We start from the raw sequence: 17,774 nt of genomic DNA on the forward strand, positions 1-17,774 counted from the left end.
TAAGTCGGCATACGAGAGCAGCAGAATGGATCTTGATTTTTCTGAAGAACAAATCATGTTACGCGAGTCAGCGGCTCGCCTGTGCGATGATTTCCACACAAGCCTGTCAGTACGTGAACTTGAAAAAAGTGATACAGGTTTCTGCCGTGAGTTTTGGTGTGAATCTGCCAACTTGGGTTTGTGCGGTCTATCGGTCAGCGAAGCATATGGCGGTGCCGAACTTGGGGCGCTTGAAACCGCAGTAGTCCACGAGGAAATCGGCCGCACATTAACCCCATCTCCTCACTTAGACTGCTGTGTTATCAGCGCGGCATTACTTTCTGGCGCAGGTAGCGACGCGCAAAAAACACAATGGCTCTCTGCAATCTCGAGCGGTGACAAAATTATTATACCGGCCTGGCAGGAAGCTAAGGCGGGGAACGATCTCTCCCACATTTCGACACGACTAAGTAAGAGCGACAAACGGTGGGTAATAAACGGGAAAAAGATGCTGGTACCCTACGCCAATAGTGCAGATGCGTTTATCGTCCTCGCGCGCGACGAAGATCAAGGCACTCACCTTCTTCTTATTCCTGCCGACAACCTAATCTTGCACCGTCAAGCAAACCATGCAGATCAAAATCTCTTCTCTGTCACGTTAGAAGAAGTTGACGTGTCTGCAGAAAATCGACTCAGTAGCAACGAGAATATCGCGGGGTGTTGGGATCGGGCAATGCTGAAAGGAATCATTGCTACTGCAGCGCAAGCGGTAGGAGGCGCAAGCCGTATTCTCATTATGGCAAATGAGTATGCCAAAGTAAGACAGCAGTTTGGCAAACCTATTGGCTCGTTTCAGTCGATAGCCCACTACCTTGCAGACCGCGCGACTGAAATTGAAGGCGCTCGCTATCTAACGTATCAAGCTGCATGGGCCTGCGATGCCGGCGAAGAATGGGAGCAATTGGCACTGATGGCCAAGTTACATGCAACTGCCGTGTTTAGACGCAGTGCTGTTGACAGCGTACAGATTCATGGCGGGATGGGCTTTAGTGCCGAGGCAGATCCCCAGCTCTACTATCGTCGCGCGAAACACCTGCAATTAATGCATTGGGATCCGGACTATCTGGAACATCGAGTTGCACAAAAGGTATTCGGCTAATGGGACTACTCGCCAATAAGTCTATAGTTGTTACCGGCGCTGGTGGCGGTATTGGTCGTGCTCACGCACTGTTAATGGCAAGCGAAGGCGCACGAGTTATCGTGAACGATATCAATACCCAAGCGGCTAATTCTGTTACCACCGAGATACTTGCTGCAGGGGGAGACGCCCGTGCCAATATCGATAATATCGCTAGTCGCAGCGGTGCAGAAGCACTGATAGATCACTGCATAGAGGCCTTCGGCGCTATCGATGTCATTGTGAACAATGCCGGCAATCTGCGTGACCGCTCATTTCTTAAAATGACTGACGAAGAATTTGATGCAGTCTGGCAGGTACATGTGAAAGGGACTTTTTGGTGTAGCCAAGCCGCGGCCCTTGCAATGAAAGCAGCAGGTCGAGGTGGCGCAATTATCAATACAAGCTCCGGTTCACACTTTGGTAATTTTGGCCAAACGAACTATGCCGCAGCGAAAGGCGCTATCGCCTCAATGACCTATACCTGGGCTATTGAACTCGCGGGACTTGGTATACGTGTCAATGGTATCTGCCCAGTTGCTATGACCCAAATGACCGCCGGCCTAATGGCAGATCAAAACGGTCAGTCACCACAAGCGCTTTGGCAAGCTGAGCGCAATGCCCCGCTAGCGGCTTATCTCGCATCAGACGAAGCCATCAATGTCAGTGGCCAAATATTTGGTGTAGGTGGTGAACGTCTTTCACACATGGTTCAACCGCACTACGGAAAAACCCTAACCATGAAAAATGGCTGGACTGTCGCGGCCGTGCGCGAACAATTTCAGCAAGTCATGCCTCAGCAATTCGGCAACTTTGGCATTTTAGGAAACCCGTATCCATTCCATGGCGGTGTGTATCCACCCGCAAAGGCGGACTAACTCATGGTATTCGAAACGCTCAACTACACCGTCGCAGATGGTATAGCAACAATCACCCTACAGCGCCCTGAGGCCCGCAACGCGGTTAATTCAGTGATGAGCCGCGAACTGCCATTGCTGTGGCAAATGTTCGAGCAAGACGAATCCGCCTTAGTTGCTATTATCACCGGTGATGGAAATAAAACGTTTTGCAGTGGCGCCGACCTGTCAGATTTACCAGAGACAGACAGCGATGGACGCTATGGTTCACTCGAATCTTTCCGCTGGACCTCTCTGCAAAACAAAGTATGGAAACCCGTTATCTGTGCCGTAAACGGGATGACAGTGGGCGGCGGACTGCACTTTGTCGCCGATAGCGATATCGTTATTGCAGCTGACAGCGCTACCTTTTTCGACACCCATGTCAAAGTAGGGTTAGTCGCCGGTTTAGAGCCTGTCTCCCTAGCCCGCAAGATGCCCATGGAAGCGGTATTGCGCATGATGCTGGTAGGCGGCAATGAGCGCATGTCAGCAAAACGGGCACTCGAGCTCGGCCTAGTTGGCGAAGTGGTTACCAGCGCCGAATTAATGGCGCGAGCACAGCACGTCGCGAACATGATTAAAACAAACTCCCCCTCCGCTATAGCACGCACAAAGCAAGCAATTTGGAGTGGTGAAAATAAAGGCCTCGATGATGCCTTGCAAAACGCATGGGATCTAATCATGGCGCAAAATTCGCACCCAGATTGCGAGGAAGGCGCGCGCGCCTTTCTTGAAAAACGCCCGCCCGTTTGGCAAAGCTACAGCAGAATAAATCTTGATGGCAAAAACCAATGAACTATCAAGAAATACTATTTTCCCGCGATGGCCATGTAGCCATCATCACGCTGAATCGTCCCGACAAACTCAATGCCTACACGCCAGATATGGGTGAGGAGCTTGTCCATGCGCTTCGTTTTTCGGCAAGGGATAGCGCGATAAATGCAATAGTTATCACCGGTCAGGGCAGTGCATTTTGTGCCGGAGCAGACACAGAGTACTTAAAAGGCAAGCGCGGGCATTGTGGCAAACTACTTGGCGAAGAAGACTTTATCGCCAATTTTACTCAAGAATTTGCCTCCCTACCGCTGCTTACGATTGCAGCTATTAACGGCACCGCGGCAGGCATTGGCCTGACCGGTATGCTGGCGGCTGATATACGTATCGCAGCGACCGACTCCAAGCTGGTATTCAATTTTGCCGAGCTAGGCATCCTACCTGGACTGGGGTCGAGCTACTTTTTGCCTCACCTAATCGGCGAACCTCAGGCGAAGCAGCTGCTGTTATCTGACCGAAGGCTGAACGGTAAAAAAGCCGAACAACTTGGCCTAGTAAATGAGGCCGTCCCAAGTGATCAAGTACTACTAAGAGCACTGGAAATTGCCCGCGGTGTTGATGCTTGTAAAACCAACATGGTCGCCTACATAAAGCGTGCTCTCAGTGCAGGCTGTGAGTCCAGCCTTGAGCAAGCACTGGCAAACGAAAAAACACTTTCAAACAAGCTGAAACAAGCCAACGAGGTAATACAGTGAGCGACTTTTCACTATCAGATAAATATACGGCAACCTCAGGCAGAATTTACGTAACGGGTTCCCAGGCACTTACCCGACTACCCATCATGCAGAATCAGCGAGACGCTAAACAAGGCTTGAACACTGCCGGTTTTATTTCGGGCTACCGAGGCTCGCCGCTTGGTGTCTACGATTTAGCGCTGTGGCAAGCAGAGAAATATCTAAAGGAGCACCAGATCCACTTCCAACCCGGTGTTAACGAAGATCTCGCCGCTACCGCTGTGTGGGGTAGCCAACAGGTTTCGAGCATAGGTGAATCACTTTACGACGGTGTATTTTCTATGTGGTACGGCAAAGGTCCTGGCGTCGACCGATCCGGTGATCCTCTCAAACATGGCAACTGGGCTGGCGCATCTAAGCACGGCGGTGTCTTAGTCCTATGTGGCGACGATCACTCCGCTCGATCATCAACTACCGCTCATCAGAGTGAGCACGCACTTATTCATTTCGGTATGCCAATTCTGAACCCTGCCTCTGTACAGGAGTATTTAGACTATGGCCTCTACGGATTTGCCTTGTCTCGCTATTGCGGTGCATGGATAGGTTTTAAATGCGTCACCGACACCGTCGAAGCGTCTGCATCAGTATCGATAGACCCCGAGCGCGTATGCATTGCTGAGCCCAAAGATTACCCACTACCTGCTGGCGGCTTAAACTTGCAGCAGGGACTGATACCAATTCAGTCCGAATCTTTAATGCTTGAAAGACTGGAAGCGGCAAAAGCATTTGTCCGCGCCAACAAACTAGATATAACAAAATTCGGTGGTGGCTCCAAAAAGCTTGGCATTGTCACTACAGGTAAGGCCTACCTAGATTTAATGGATGCGCTCTCTCAGCTTGGCATTAATGAAACCGAGGCAGAGCAGCTAGGCATTGCGGTTTATAAGGTGGCAATGGTTTGGCCTCTTGAGCCTGAGGGCCTTAAAGAATTTGCCAGCAACTGCGAAACATTAATGGTGATAGAGGAAAAGCGGCCCATTATTGAGGAGCAAATTGCGGCATTACTTATCAACTTAAGTGACAGCCTACGCCCTAAAGTAATTGGTAAATTTGATCTCCACGGTAAACCGCTGTTGCCCTCTAATGGCGAATTATCACCGGGTATCATCGCGCAAAAACTAACCGGTGAAATCCTCGCTCGCTGCGAAAACACACAGCAACTCAAACAGAATCTATTCGACCTAGAAACAAATTTAGCAACACAGAAACAATTGCCTGCAAATCAGGGAGTGCTCGCTCGACTACCCAGTTTCTGCGCCGGTTGTCCACACAACACCTCGACCAAAGTACCGGAGGGTTCCGTCGCTCATGGCGGTATTGGTTGTCACGGACTCGCCGTCTGGCTGCCCGGTCGCAACACTGTAGGACTGACCCACATGGGAGGCGAAGGCGCAACCTGGATTGGCCAGGCGCCTTTCATGAAACGGAATCACGTGTTCCAGAATATGGGTGACGGCACTTATTTCCACTCTGGTTTACTAGCTATCCGTGCAAACGTCGCTGCAAAGACCAACATCACTTATAAAATATTAGTGAACGGCGCCATTTCTATGACCGGCGGGCAACCCATCGAAGGGGAAAGTTTCAATGGCGAAATCACTGCGCCCCACGTGGCACAGCAAATTTACGCAGAAGGTGTACAGCGCATTGCACTGGTTACTGATGATCTCCTCCGCCACCATGACCGCAGCCAATTCCCCTCAATTACAAGCTTCCACCATCGCGATGAGTTGGATCAACTTCAACGACAAATTCGCGACGTAAAAGGTACTTCCGCGATCATTTATGAACAGGCTTGCGCGACTGAACGTAGACGTCTGCGCAAACGCGGTGAATATCCTGATGTCGACAAGCGGACTTTCATTAATCAAGATGTCTGTGAAGGTTGCGGCGACTGCGGAGTGCAGTCCAACTGTATTGCTATCGAACCGGTAGAAACGCGCTTTGGCCGCAAGCGCAAAATTAATCAATCTGTGTGTAACAAGGATTTCTCCTGCGTAAAAGGCATGTGTCCGAGTTTTGTAACCGTCACTGGAGGAAAATTACGCGCCTCCACGAACGCGGCCGGCGATATTGACCCCACCCTCTTTGCAACATTGTCAGAGCCGGTGAGCAAACTTTCCGGCGGTGACTGTAACATCCTAGTGGCTGGCATTGGCGGCAGCGGCATCATTACCCTCGGCGCGCTGTTAGGTGTCGCTGCGCACATGGAAGGGAAGGCGTGCTCTGTCTTAGACCTAACCGGTCTCGCCCAGCGAAATGGTCCCGTTACAAGCCATATCCGTCTTGCTATCGAAGGTCAATTAGAGCTTTCAACACGCATCCCCGAAGGAGCTGCAGATTTAGTACTTGCCGCAGACTTAGTCGTCGCATCCAGCGGGCAAGTCCTACCAACACTATCTCAAAATCGATCCTCCGTGGTTTATAACAGCTATATCGCCCCAACAAACGCCTTTGCAAGCAATGCTGACCTGAGCTTTGACAGCAGTAAAATGGAAGTAGCCCTGCAGACCCGCACCCGCAATGGCCAAGCTTGGGGCATTGATGCAACGGGTATCGCCAGTAAATTACTTGGTAACGCGATTGGAGCAAACTCATTCTTACTCGGCATTGCCTATCAACAAGGCCTCATTCCTTTAAAGCAAGAGTCACTAGAAAAAGCGATTCGCCTCAATGGCGCCGAAATAGAAATGAACCTCCACGCATTCCGACTCGGCAGATTGTCAGTGGTATCGCCTGAGAAATTAGAAGATCTATTGACGCCTTCACAGGTAGTACGCTTAGTGCAAGCTGACACATTGGAGCAGTTTGTAGCTGAGCGCGTAGAGTGGCTTAGCGACTACCAAGACCCGACCTATGCTCAACAATACAAAGCCCTAGTTGATAAAGTGGTCGCGACCGAAATAGACGTTACCGGCACCCACGGCCCGCTATCCAAAGCAGTAGCTCGTTACTACTCCAAATTACTCGCTTACAAAGATGAATACGAAGTGGCAAGGCTATACACCCGCCCAGAGTTTATGGCTCGCGTACGCGATCAATTCGACGGCGACTTCAAACTAAGTATTAATCTAGCACCGCCGCTGCTATCGCGCCGCGATCCAAACACGGGGCGCTATGCAAAAAAAGAGTTTGGCGCATGGATCTTAAGCGCGTTCAAATTACTAGCTCGCTTAAAAGTCTTACGCGGCACGCCACTGGATATCTTTGGCTACTCAACACACCGCCGTCAGGAACGCCAATTAATAAGTGAATACAAAACCATGCTAGAGGACCTTCTGCCAACGTTGACCAAAGACAACCACGCATTGGCAGTAAAATTAGCTTGCCTGCCAGAACGAATCAGAGGTTATGACGTGGTTAAAGAGGAACATCTACATCGGGCCGAGGTCGAGAAAATGCGTTTACTCGCAGAGTATCAAGACGGCGGAAAGCAGGTAATAGAAAAGGCGAAAGTCTCGCCATGAAGAACTTGCCTAGCCAGGTACAAGCGCTCATCAACCAGCCTCAATATGACAATATTGCAGACAATATTGTGAGCAGCAGCAATATTCGAGCACTCTGCGCCACAGTGAAAAATGCCAATCCGGCATACTGGAGCATTGATGCAGCGAATCAGATTGCAGGCGCAGAAATTGCGCCAGCTGCAATGCTATCTACGTGGACTCGCCCAGAGCGTTGGTCGCCAGACAGGCAAACAGAATTTAATTCATTGCAGCTACACTACGACCTTAAACATTTACTCGACTATCCTAGCGCTATTATTAGTAGTTTCGAATCCGTTTTTCACGCCCCCGTGAAAGTAGGCGACCGACTGCGCTCACACCAAACGCTACGGTCAATCAGTGACGAAAAAACAACCCGTCTCGGACGAGGCAGGTTCTGGCAAATTGAGGTGCAGTACCTAAATCAATTAAATGAGTTAGTCGGTGAGGAGCTTTTTAATTGCTATGGGTACTGCAAACCCACCCCCTCACGCGATTCGGAAACCAGCGCGCCATGAAAACCTTACTCTACGAAAATGTGCACATTGGCGATGACATAGCATCACTAGAAGTCAATATCAGCTGTACTGATATCGTCAGTGGGGCACTAGCGAGCCGCGACTACTCGCCACTGCATCACGACTTCCACTATGTAAGCGAGCAAGCTGGGCATCAGGATATTTTTCTGAACACACCACACCAAGCCGCATTATTTGAGCGATTTTTAAGTGACTGGTCTGGCCCGAGAGGTCGACTTGGGCGCATGGGCTTTACCATGAAGAATTCAATTTATGCGAACAGTGCATTTATTATTAACGGCCAAGTAGAAGGTAAATCAATTGATAGTACCGGGTGCGGCTGGGTCAATGTAAATCTACAAATACACGCAGGAGAAAGCATCGCGACAGAATGTGTCCTACGCTATGCATTACCCAAAACAATATACGATAACCCTTGGCGGCGCCGGGGCAAGGAGTGGCAACCATGAGCGCACCACTTGAAGGAATCCGGGTAATTGATTGCTCTCTATTAGCGCCCGGCGCAACCGCTGCGCATCTTGCTGATCTTGGTGCAGAAGTCATTAAAATTGAAGCCCCGGGAGGAGACTACGTACGGGAGTTGACGTGGCCAATTATTGAGGGCAGCTCTCTTATGCATCACGAAGTCTCCCGCGGCAAAAAGAGTCTCGTACTCGACTTGCGGCAGGAGGATGGTGTTAGAATATTTAAAGAACTAGTAGCAAAGTCAGACGTGGTAATCGAAGCCATGCGTCCGGGTGCATTAGCCCGCCGAGGCTTATCTTATGAAAACCTGAAACTCATCAAGCCTGATCTCGTTTTCTGTTGTATATCTGGTTACGGAATGACTGGGCCTTATCGCGACATGCCCGCCCACGGTATTGCATTCGACAGCTGGGCCGGGCTAGTGAAGCCAGAATACGATGACGAAGGCTTCTGCAATATTCCTGAGCACCCTTCCGTCGGCATGCATTCAGCACCAGTATATGCGGGAATGGCAATTTGCGCGGCGTTGCTGAGAAGCAAACGTACTGGTCAAGGCGCACAACTCGATATCGGCCAATCCGATGGTGCAGCCTATATTGATCGCCTGCGTTCAGAGACATGGAAAGCCTATGAGCGCCCCCAATCTGAAGTAAGTGGAAATAAGTCAGACAATCACGAACGAAGAGAGCCAGGCACCGCCGGCATGCGCCACGGCGTTAGATATCAGTACTACGAAAGTCGCGATGGTCATGTACTTTTTATGGCTTCAGAACAGGAATTTTGGCGAAATTTCTGCGACGGCGTAGGTCATTCTGAGCTATTCGAAAAATGGCCCGGCAAGCAATACGGAGATCACGCCGTAGGCAATAGAGAACTTCAATTATTACTACGAAACATATTCAAAACACGAAGCACACAAGAGTGGATGCAATTCGCCAGCGAATACAACACCGCTATTGCACCAGTCAACACGCCAAAAAGTTTATTGGCGGACCCTCATTTCCAAACTCGCTTTCCGCTACTAAACGCCAAAGAACATATTGCTGACATGCTGCCCTTCCCCGTTCACTTTTGTGACGAAGACCTACCAATTCCATCCAAAGCGCCGACGGCTGGAGAGCATAGTGGCGAAGTTCTAAAATCAATATTGAATTATTCAGAAGAAAAAATTTCGGCGTTGACAGAGTCAAAGATAATTACTTAGGCTGAATTAAAAATAAGGACAATTTACGCTGAGCATTTAAAAAAAAGGAGCCCAATCTGAGCTCCTTTTTTGATATTACCAGAATCACCACAGATTAAATCTTTCAGTGAATTGGCAATTTTCTTAAGCGTGTTTTAAGCAAGATCAAAGCGATCTGCATTCATGACCTTCGTCCACGCCGCCACAAAGTCTTTTACAAACCGAGCCTGGGCATCTGAACTACCGTAGACTTCTGCCACTGCACGCAGCTGTGAGTTAGACCCGAACACGAGGTCTGCTCTGCTTGCCGTCCATTTAAGGTCTCCGGTTTTGCGGTCTCGGCCTTCAAACTCCTCCTCGGTTTTCGAAGTCGCTTTCCACTCGATGCTCATGTCTAGCAGGTTCACAAAGAAGTCATTGCTAAGCGCGCCGACTTTGTTGGTAAACACGCCGTGCTGGGTGCCGCCAACGTTGGTGCCCAAAACCCGCATACCGCCGACAAGCACGGTCATTTCTGGCGCGGTTAAGGTCATCAATTGTGCGCGATCTACTAACAATGCCTCTGCAGGAACTGAGTAGCGACCCTTAACGTAATTGCGGAAGCCATCGGCAATCGGCTCCAAAGCGGCAAAAGAATCCACGTCAGTTTGTTCCTGAGTGGCATCCATACGTCCCGCAGTGAACGGCACGCTTACTGTCTGCCCCGCATTTTTAGCCGCTTGTTCGATGCCGACCCCACCGGCCAACACAATTAAATCGGCCAGCGAGACTTTTTTGCCGCCGCTATTAAAGTCGCTTTGAATACCTTCAAGCACTTTGAGAACCTTAGCTAACTGCGCAGGTTGATTGACCTCCCAGTCCTTTTGCGGTGCCAAGCGAATGCGAGCGCCGTTTGCGCCACCGCGCATATCTGAACCACGGTAGGTGGCCGCAGACGCCCACGCGGTCGAGACTAACTCGCCAACCGACAAACCGGCAGCGGCAATCTTTGTCTTCAATCCGGCTATATCACTGTCATCCACCAAGACGTGATCTAGCGCTGGAATCGGGTCTTGCCAGATCAACTCTTCGGTTGGGACTTCGGGCCCAAGGAAGCGCGCGCGCGGCCCCATATCGCGGTGAGTTAATTTAAACCACGCTCTGGCGAAGGCATCGGCAAACTGATCGGGGTTCTCGTAAAAACGCCGTGAGATCTTCTCGTAAGCTGGGTCAACGCGAAGCGACAAGTCGGTGGTCAGCATCATCGGCACTTTGCGCTTAGTCGCGTCAAAGGCGTCTGGAATCACACCTTCGCCCGCGCCATTTTTGGGTTGCCACTGATGCGCACCCGCTGGACTTTTGGTCAGTTCCCATTCGTAGCCAAACAGGTTCTCAAAGAAGTTATTGCTCCACTGGGTTGGCGTACTCGTCCACGTCACCTCCAAGCCGCTGGTGATGGCATCGGCGCCCTTACCGCTGGCGTGGCTGCTTTTCCAGCCAAAACCCTGCTGTTCAATACTTCCCGCCTCTGGCTCTGCGCCAACAAGGGCGGCATCACCGGCACCGTGGGTTTTACCAAAGGTGTGACCGCCCGCGATTAAGGCCACCGTTTCTTCGTCGTCCATTGCCATGCGCGCAAAGGTTTCGCGAATATCTTTCGCCGCCGCCAGTGGATCAGGCTGACCATTCGGGCCTTCTGGATTGACATAAATCAAGCCCATCTGCACCGCAGCCAGCGGGTTTTCAAGATCGCGCTCGCCAGAGTAACGCTTGTCGTCTAACCACTCCCCTTCCACACCCCAGTAAATGTCTAACTCTGGTTCCCAAATATCTTCGCGGCCACCGGCAAAGCCAAAGGTTTTAAAACCCATGGTTTCCAGCGCGACGTTGCCGGTCAGAATCATCAGATCTGCCCACGATATTTTCTTGCCGTATTTTTGCTTTACCGGCCACAGCAATCTGCGTGCTTTATCGAGATTGCCGTTGTCTGGCCAGCTATTTAAGGGCGCAAAGCGCTGACTGCCGCTGCCCGCGCCACCGCGACCATCGGCAATACGGTAAGTACCTGCGCTGTGCCAGGCCATGCGAACAAACAGGGGGCCGTAATGACCAAAATCTGCGGGCCACCAATCTTGGGAATCGGTCATCAGTGCGGCGATATCCGCCTTCAAACCATCGTAATCGAGGCTTTTGAATTCTTCGGCATAGTTAAAATCATCACCCATGGGGTTAGATTTAGCGGACTGCTGGTGCAAAATCTCTAACGGTAACTGATTCGGCCACCAATCCTTGTTGCTTGTGCCAGCACCTGCGGTATGGTTCACCGGACATTTGTTATTCGACATAGCGCTCTCCCTTGAGATGAATAATTTTTCTATCAGGCATAGTTATAGCCCCATGCTAGCAAGCTATCCAACTGTACTTTTCAATCATTACGATAGCTTTTAACTCTTGGACTTAGATTGAGGCCGCCATACGCTAGGAATGTTCCTTTATCATGAGCTTGGGCCTGTTACTATCTGTGCAGAAGCAGACCAGCAAGGAATCACATCATGCCCGACGACAAGACAAAGAAAATCAAAGACACCGCAGCTGCGCTATTCAGCGGCTACGCAGACGAAAAGCCCTATGAGTTATGGCTGAGCTTCGACAAGAATCTGGCCAAGGAGATGTCCCGCTTTGTGGTGGGGGATATGTATGCGCGGGATGTATTAGCCAAAACCACCCGCCAATTAGTAGCTATTGCCGCGCTAAGCGCGACGGGCAAACAAGATGAGCTGAAACTCCATATTCACGCCGCCCTCAATATTGGCTGCACGCCTCAGGAAATTAGTGAGTCTATTTTCCAGATTGGCGTCTATGCGGGCTTTCCGGCCATGAATAATGCGCTGCTTACCCTGCGCGGCGTACTGGAGGAAAACGGCCTTTGGCCGCTTGAGCAAAAAGAGGATTAGAGATTGCTCTCATCTTGGCAGCCATCCATAGATGGCCGCCAAGATGGGTACTAGCAGGGATTTATTTTGCCGCGAGATATTTCCGCCAGGCAGCGAAATGACTAATGTCTTCAGCACCGGCTAAGCCCGATGCCTCGCAGATAAAGCCACTTACCTGACTGCCGTCTTGCAGGGTGACTTTACCGATACCCAAGGGCGCCGGAATTCCCGCAACAAAGCTGCCAAACTCTGCGGTAGGCACCGCCCACACTTCAACCTCTATGGCACGGCCTTCCCCCACAGACGCAACAACCATACCCGGTCTAAACGGCGGGCCACCGGCTAGGGCGTAAAGTTTGTAGTCAGGCGACGACATGGTTTTAGACAGCAAATAGGCACCGCGCTCTGTCAACTGCCAGTTTAGCGGCTGCCCTTCTAAATGAGCGCCGCACACCGCAACGGAAATAGTTTGTTGATCTTTAACAGGCACTGAAGCCAAGGGCTGGTAGTCGCCCTGCCCCTTTCCTAGCGGCAACTGGAAGAGCTGCTGCAAACGGTTGGCCACCGACAGCAAACGCCTATCGGTGAAGGCTTCACCCACTAGGGTTAAGCCAAAGGGAAAGCCGCTTGCAGTAAAGCCTGTTGGCACCGCGACTCCGGCCAAATCAAAAAGGTTCATATAGTTGGTGTAGTAGCCCAAATTACTGTTCAGGGTGATGGGGTCTGCATTCACCTCGTCGATACGATAGGGCCGACCAGCGGTGGGGGTAAGCAAACAATCGACGCTTTCTAGCACGGCAGTTGCCGCTTTGCGCAATGTCTTTAAACGATACTGGGCGCGAAAAGCATCGACCGCAGAGCCTTTGTCACCCGCGCTGATAATAGTTCGGGTAACATCCAGCAAGGCCTCCGGACGCTTCTGAATAAGCGGCGAAGTCGCTATATAACGCTCGGCCACCCAAGGGCCTTCATATAGCAAACGTGCCGCTTCTATAAACGGTGAGAAATCAACTTCGACCAATTCCACACCGCTCGCGGCGATCGCTGCCAAAGACGCTTGATAGCTTTGTGCGTATTCTTCATGCCCAAAAAAGGCGAGCTGCTCGGCGGGCAATACACCCATCCGCACGCTACCCTGCCACAGCCCATAATGTCTTGCGTGATTGGCAAAGGGGTTGTTGCGACTATAGGCATCAGTGGCATCCTCGCCCTCGGCGATCGCTAAAATCGCATTGGCATCGTCGCACTGCAGGGCGAAAATGGTGATGCAGTCTAAAGACCGACAAGCGGGTAACATGCCGCTGGCAGAGAGCAAACCGATACTGGGTTTTACCCCCACCAAATTATTAAAGCAGGCCGGTACCCGTCCAGACCCTGCGGTATCGGTTCCCAATGAGAATGTTGCCATGCCCAGCGCCACCGACACCGCCGACCCCGCGCTTGAGCCGCCGCTAATCATGCTCGGGTCATAACTATTTTTGCATGCGCCCCAGGGTGAGCGCGTGCCCACCAAGCCTGTCGCAAATTGATCGAGGTTGGTTTTGCCAACCGGAATTGCCCCCGCCTCAATCAAGTGTTTCACCACAAATGCAGAGCGTTCCGGTGTGTAAGTGAATTCCTCGCAGGCAGCTGTTGTCGGCACTCCCGCCAAATCAATATTATCTTTTATGGCGAAGGGAATACCGTATAAGGGTAAGGCAGATGGCGAACTAGCTTCCAAGCGTTTTAAGTATGGCTCTAGCTCCGTCGCCGTAAGCTGATGAATCCAAATATTATGGTCACGATATTGTTCACAGCGCTCGCCAATCATCGCCATTACATCTCGCGGTGTGACAGTGCCAGCAGTATAGGCCGCTCGTAATTCAGTCAGTGAAAGGTTCATGACAACTCCTCCAAAATAAGCACAGACTGGCCGGCACTCACCCGCGCACCCTCGCGTAATAATTGTTTTTTAACCCGTCCCGCCTGTGGCGCAAACACAGCTATTTCCATCTTCATCGATTCCAGCAGCAGCAATGGCTGTCCCATTTCAACCACGTCGCCCTCTTTGACTAGCAGTTGCCACACGCTGCCAGCGACGGAACTATCTACGGGAATTTCGCCCTCTTGCAAACTGACCACATCGGCGGCGTCATCAATTTCAGGCGCCTCGTAATGGAATTGGCCATCGGCATGCCAGCGTGCTAATTCTTCCGCAAAAGCCTGCTCGCGCTGCTCGGTATGTACAGTAATTTCAGATGAGTTATCAGCCAGCATTTGCTGATAATCCGCCAAGGAAAATTCGCCCTCTTCAATGCGCAGCGAATATTTACCCAAGGGGAAGTCATCACGAATTTGTAGCAACTCTTCCTGACTCACTTCGTAGAAACGAATTTGGTCGAAGAAGCGCAGTAAATACGGTTCGGTAAATTCCGTCGTGCGCCGATACCGATTCCACATTTGCAGAGTTCTACCAATAAATTGATAGCCACCCGGCCCTTCCATGCCATACACACAAAGATAGGAACCGCCGATACCCACCGAGTTTTCCGACGTCCAGGTTCGTGCCGGATTGTATTTTGTGGTCACCAAACGATGGCGCGGATCAACTGGCGTAGCCACCGGCGCGCCCAAATACACATCACCTAAACCCATCACCAAATACGCGGCATCGAAAACAATGCCTTTCACTGCATCAATACTGGCTAAGCCATTTATACGGCGAATAAATTCAAGGTTGCTTGGACACCATGGCGCATTTTCGCGCACTGATTGCTGATATTTCGCAATGGCTTGGCGACAGGCTTCGTCGTCCCAACTCAGCGGCAGGTAAACGGTTCTCGACGGCACATTTAGTTGTTCAAGTTGGCTTGCGAGATGCCGTTCAGCCGCGCTCAGCACCGCCAGTAATTCCGCCAAGGAGATACGCTGGGAATCGTAATGCAACTGTAGTGAACGAATACCGGGGGTTAATTCCCGCACACCGTCCACCGGATTCTTCTGCAAATACTGCATTAGAGCGTGGACGCGGAAACGCAGGCGTATATCTAATTCTAGGGGGCCGTATTCAACCAATAGGAAATGATCGCCAGCAACCCGATACACAACCTCGTCGCCGACTTCGTCAGCACTCAAGCGCTGAACGATGGGTGAGGGTAATTCCTTGAGTGATGTCACGGCGGGCATATCACCTGCCAAGGTGTTGATACTAGCTTGCTGTGCTGCCTCGGCCGCAACCGCATCGTCAATCGTCACCGCCACAAAACGCAATTTATCACCGGCGCGCAGCTGGCCAAGCTTCCATAGGTCGGCGCTTATCACCGTTGCGGGGCACACAAAGCCACCCAATGACGGGCCATCCGGGCCGAGAATAACCGGCATATCGCCAGTGAAATCCACCGTGCCAAAAGCGTAGGCATTGTCGTGAATATTAGACGGGTGCATACCCGCTTCGCCGCCGCTGTCCCGCGCCCATGTTGGCTTAGGGCCGATTAAGCGCACACCGGTGCGGCTGGAGTTGTAGTGCACTTCCCAGCTCGCAGAAAAAAACGCCTCAATATCTGCGTTAGTAAAAAAGTCCGGCGCGCCATGCGGCCCGTAGATTACCCGCAGAGTCCAGTCATTGCTTATCTGTGGCTTGAGTTGTTCGGGCAAGCTGTGAATCTGTGCGGGCGTGTCGCTCAATTCTAAAACGTCACCCACCCGCAAGGCACGGCCACTGTGACCACCAAATTGCCCCAGGGTAAAGGTAGAGCGTGATCCCAGATACTCCGGGCATTGAATACCGCCGGCGATAGCCAAGTACGCCCTGGCACCGGCGCTAATGCGACCAAGGGTTAGGGTCTGACCAGCCTCAATGCGCACGACCTGCCAGCTTGCTATCGCCAGTCCCTGCGAGCCGGCCGAACCACCAAACACCGTAGCGGGTATGTCTGCACCACCCACGACAATATCGGTGGCAATACTAAATTGCAGACTCGGGCCTTGCAGGGTTATCTCTAAACCTGCGGCGCGCTCGTCATTGCCTAACAAGCGATTTGCCAAGCGGAAAGAGTAACTGTCGAAGGGGCCAGACGGCGGCACGCCAACATCCCAGTAACCACTGCGGCCGGGGAAATCCTGCACGGTAGTTTGAGTACCCGCTTGCAACACCGTGATCCGCTTTGGCTGCCACTGAAAATCATTTAAATAGCGCGTGGTGACCAAACCTTCTTTTAGCAAGGGATCATCGAGCAAAGTTCGCAGATACTCCCTATTGCTGACAATGCCATACAGCTCAGTATTATCTAGCGCCGCCGCCACGCCCTGCAGCGCCAAACGCCGCTCGGGGGCATGAAAAATAATCTTAGCCAACATCGGATCAAAGTACGGCGACACCTCAATGCCGCTATCCAACCAGTGATCTATGCGCAAGCCATCAGCCTCAGGAAATTTAACCTTGCTGAGCAAGCCCGCGCAGGGCTGAAATTGCTGATAGGGATCTTCGGCGTAAACCCGCACTTGTACGGCGTGACCTTTAGGAACCAGTTTTTTGCGCAAATCGGCAAGGTCGGGTAAATCACCACTGGCCAGCATTAACATCCACGCCACCAGATCGATACCCCAAACCGCTTCCGTCACGCCGTGCTCTACTTGCAGGCGTGTGTTTACTTCTAAGAAATAAAATTCGCGACTGTCTTGATCGTAAATAAATTCCACCGTGCCAGCATTGCGGTATTTAACCGCCGACAGCAAATCTTCGGCTTGGGTATACAGCAAATGCCGCACTGAATCAGGCAGATTCGGTGCCGGACATTCCTCCACCACTTTTTGGTTTCGGCGCTGCGCCGAGCAGTCTCGCTCGCCAATGGCAACGACCTGACCGTAGCCATCACCAAACACCTGCACTTCGATATGGCGAGCGCGGGCAATAAATTTTTCTAAAAATACACCGTCGTTTGAAAAATTATTGCCGCCTAATTTTTTAACTTTTTCAAAACCACTGCGCAAATCTGCCTCGCTGTGGCAGACCTGCATACCGATGCCACCACCGCCGGCGGTGCTCTTTAACATTACCGGGTAGCCAATAACCGAGGCTTGGCTAACCGCGCTATCTAAATCATTTAACAAACCCGTGCCGGGTGGCAGCGGCACGCCGACCGATTCGGCGATTTCACGCGCGCGATGCTTTAAACCAAAGTCGAGCATATGCTGGGCGGTCGGCCCAATAAACGTGATGCCAGCTGTCTCACAGTCGCCAACAAAATTCGCGTTTTCACTAAGAAAACCGTAACCGGGGTGAATTGCCTCTGCGCCACACTCCTTCGCGATGGCCAGGATTTTATCGGCATTCAGGTAGGTGTCGGCCGCTGCGCCGTCGCCCAAGCTATAGGCTTCGTCGGCATTGCGAACATGGAGACTGCGCGCGTCGGCTTCGGCATAAACCGCGACGGCCGTGATATTGAAGCTTTTGAGTGTGCGAATAATACGGGTGGCGATGGCGCCACGGTTCGCGATTAATACTTTCTGGAACATAGCAATCCGGTAACGGGCCGTCCCGTTATGTCATACGACAGTGGCCGTCCACTGAAGATGATTTACAAAAGTCA

12 protein-coding genes are annotated in these 17,774 nt (G+C 51.5%); 9 read left to right on the forward strand and 3 right to left on the reverse strand.

Annotated features, from left to right (window positions below; genetic code table 11):
* Positions 1-25 precede the first annotated feature (25 nt).
* From KXJ70_RS03940 to KXJ70_RS03975, 8 genes are read left to right on the forward strand one after another with little or no spacing between them, the layout of a single operon-like run.
* Positions 26-1,138, forward strand: a complete 1,113-nt coding sequence (locus tag KXJ70_RS03940) for an acyl-CoA dehydrogenase family protein (RefSeq protein WP_219042144.1) — start codon at positions 26-28, stop codon at positions 1,136-1,138.
* The gene (locus tag KXJ70_RS03945) at positions 1,138-2,034 is read left to right on the forward strand and encodes an SDR family NAD(P)-dependent oxidoreductase (protein WP_219042145.1); all 897 of its coding nucleotides are present in this window, start codon (positions 1,138-1,140) and stop codon (positions 2,032-2,034) included. Before KXJ70_RS03940 ends, KXJ70_RS03945 begins: the two co-directional genes overlap by 1 nt.
* A 3-nt stretch (positions 2,035-2,037) precedes the next feature.
* Entirely contained in the window at positions 2,038-2,850 is an 813-nt protein-coding gene (locus KXJ70_RS03950) for an enoyl-CoA hydratase/isomerase family protein (protein ID WP_219042146.1), read from the forward strand.
* Positions 2,847-3,584, forward strand: coding sequence for an enoyl-CoA hydratase/isomerase family protein (locus KXJ70_RS03955; RefSeq protein WP_219042147.1), 738 nt, complete (start codon positions 2,847-2,849; stop codon positions 3,582-3,584). The genes KXJ70_RS03950 and KXJ70_RS03955 overlap by 4 nt, the downstream gene beginning before the upstream one ends.
* Positions 3,581-7,090 (forward strand): indolepyruvate ferredoxin oxidoreductase family protein, encoded by a 3,510-nt coding sequence (locus KXJ70_RS03960; RefSeq protein ID WP_219042148.1) that lies wholly within the window; start codon positions 3,581-3,583, stop codon positions 7,088-7,090. Before KXJ70_RS03955 ends, KXJ70_RS03960 begins: the two co-directional genes overlap by 4 nt.
* Entirely contained in the window at positions 7,087-7,626 is a 540-nt protein-coding gene (locus KXJ70_RS03965; RefSeq protein ID WP_219042149.1) for an FAS1-like dehydratase domain-containing protein, read from the forward strand. Before KXJ70_RS03960 ends, KXJ70_RS03965 begins: the two co-directional genes overlap by 4 nt.
* Positions 7,623-8,096: a hotdog family protein gene (locus KXJ70_RS03970; RefSeq protein WP_219042150.1), complete on the forward strand. Its 474-nt coding sequence runs from the start codon at positions 7,623-7,625 to the stop codon at positions 8,094-8,096. The genes KXJ70_RS03965 and KXJ70_RS03970 overlap by 4 nt, the downstream gene beginning before the upstream one ends.
* The gene (locus KXJ70_RS03975) at positions 8,093-9,316 is read left to right on the forward strand and encodes a CaiB/BaiF CoA transferase family protein (protein WP_219042151.1); all 1,224 of its coding nucleotides are present in this window, start codon (positions 8,093-8,095) and stop codon (positions 9,314-9,316) included. Before KXJ70_RS03970 ends, KXJ70_RS03975 begins: the two co-directional genes overlap by 4 nt.
* Positions 9,317-9,450: 134 nt before the next feature.
* On the opposite strand, the gene katG is transcribed toward KXJ70_RS03975, so the two are convergent.
* Positions 9,451-11,619, reverse strand: a complete 2,169-nt coding sequence (gene katG / locus KXJ70_RS03980; RefSeq protein ID WP_219042152.1) for a catalase/peroxidase HPI — start codon at positions 11,617-11,619, stop codon at positions 9,451-9,453.
* 207 nt (positions 11,620-11,826) lie between these two features.
* Here katG and KXJ70_RS03985 point away from each other — a divergent pair, with 207 nt between their 5' ends.
* Positions 11,827-12,228: a carboxymuconolactone decarboxylase family protein gene (locus KXJ70_RS03985; protein ID WP_219042153.1), complete on the forward strand. Its 402-nt coding sequence runs from the start codon at positions 11,827-11,829 to the stop codon at positions 12,226-12,228.
* A 61-nt stretch (positions 12,229-12,289) separates the two neighbouring features.
* On the opposite strand, the gene atzF is transcribed toward KXJ70_RS03985, so the two are convergent.
* Complete coding sequence (gene atzF, locus KXJ70_RS03990) at positions 12,290-14,089, reverse strand: allophanate hydrolase (RefSeq protein WP_219042154.1); 1,800 nt, start codon at positions 14,087-14,089, stop codon at positions 12,290-12,292.
* Complete coding sequence (gene uca / locus KXJ70_RS03995) at positions 14,086-17,700, reverse strand: urea carboxylase (protein WP_219042155.1); 3,615 nt, start codon at positions 17,698-17,700, stop codon at positions 14,086-14,088. Before uca ends, atzF begins: the two co-directional genes overlap by 4 nt.
* Positions 17,701-17,774 lie beyond the last annotated feature (74 nt).

The sequence above is a fragment of the Zhongshania aquimaris genome, assembly GCF_019312595.1.
Taxonomy (GTDB): domain Bacteria; phylum Pseudomonadota; class Gammaproteobacteria; order Pseudomonadales; family Spongiibacteraceae; genus Spongiibacter; species Spongiibacter aquimaris.

What these genes read in the sequence shown, in the direction of transcription:
- KXJ70_RS03950 (WP_219042146.1), top strand. Translation starts at nt 2,038, where the DNA reads ATGGTATTCGAAACGCTCAACTACACCGTCGCAGATGGTATAGCAACA.
- KXJ70_RS03985 (WP_219042153.1), top strand. Translation starts at nt 11,827, where the DNA reads ATGCCCGACGACAAGACAAAGAAAATCAAAGACACCGCAGCTGCGCTA.
- atzF (WP_219042154.1), bottom strand. Translation starts at nt 14,089, where the DNA reads ATGAACCTTTCACTGACTGAATTACGAGCGGCCTATACTGCTGGCACT.
- KXJ70_RS03970 (WP_219042150.1), top strand. Translation starts at nt 7,623, where the DNA reads ATGAAAACCTTACTCTACGAAAATGTGCACATTGGCGATGACATAGCA.
- uca (WP_219042155.1), bottom strand. Translation starts at nt 17,700, where the DNA reads ATGTTCCAGAAAGTATTAATCGCGAACCGTGGCGCCATCGCCACCCGT.
- KXJ70_RS03965 (WP_219042149.1), top strand. Translation starts at nt 7,087, where the DNA reads ATGAAGAACTTGCCTAGCCAGGTACAAGCGCTCATCAACCAGCCTCAA.
- KXJ70_RS03975 (WP_219042151.1), top strand. Translation starts at nt 8,093, where the DNA reads ATGAGCGCACCACTTGAAGGAATCCGGGTAATTGATTGCTCTCTATTA.
- katG (WP_219042152.1), bottom strand. Translation starts at nt 11,619, where the DNA reads ATGTCGAATAACAAATGTCCGGTGAACCATACCGCAGGTGCTGGCACA.
- KXJ70_RS03940 (WP_219042144.1), top strand. Translation starts at nt 26, where the DNA reads ATGGATCTTGATTTTTCTGAAGAACAAATCATGTTACGCGAGTCAGCG.
- KXJ70_RS03955 (WP_219042147.1), top strand. Translation starts at nt 2,847, where the DNA reads ATGAACTATCAAGAAATACTATTTTCCCGCGATGGCCATGTAGCCATC.
- KXJ70_RS03945 (WP_219042145.1), top strand. Translation starts at nt 1,138, where the DNA reads ATGGGACTACTCGCCAATAAGTCTATAGTTGTTACCGGCGCTGGTGGC.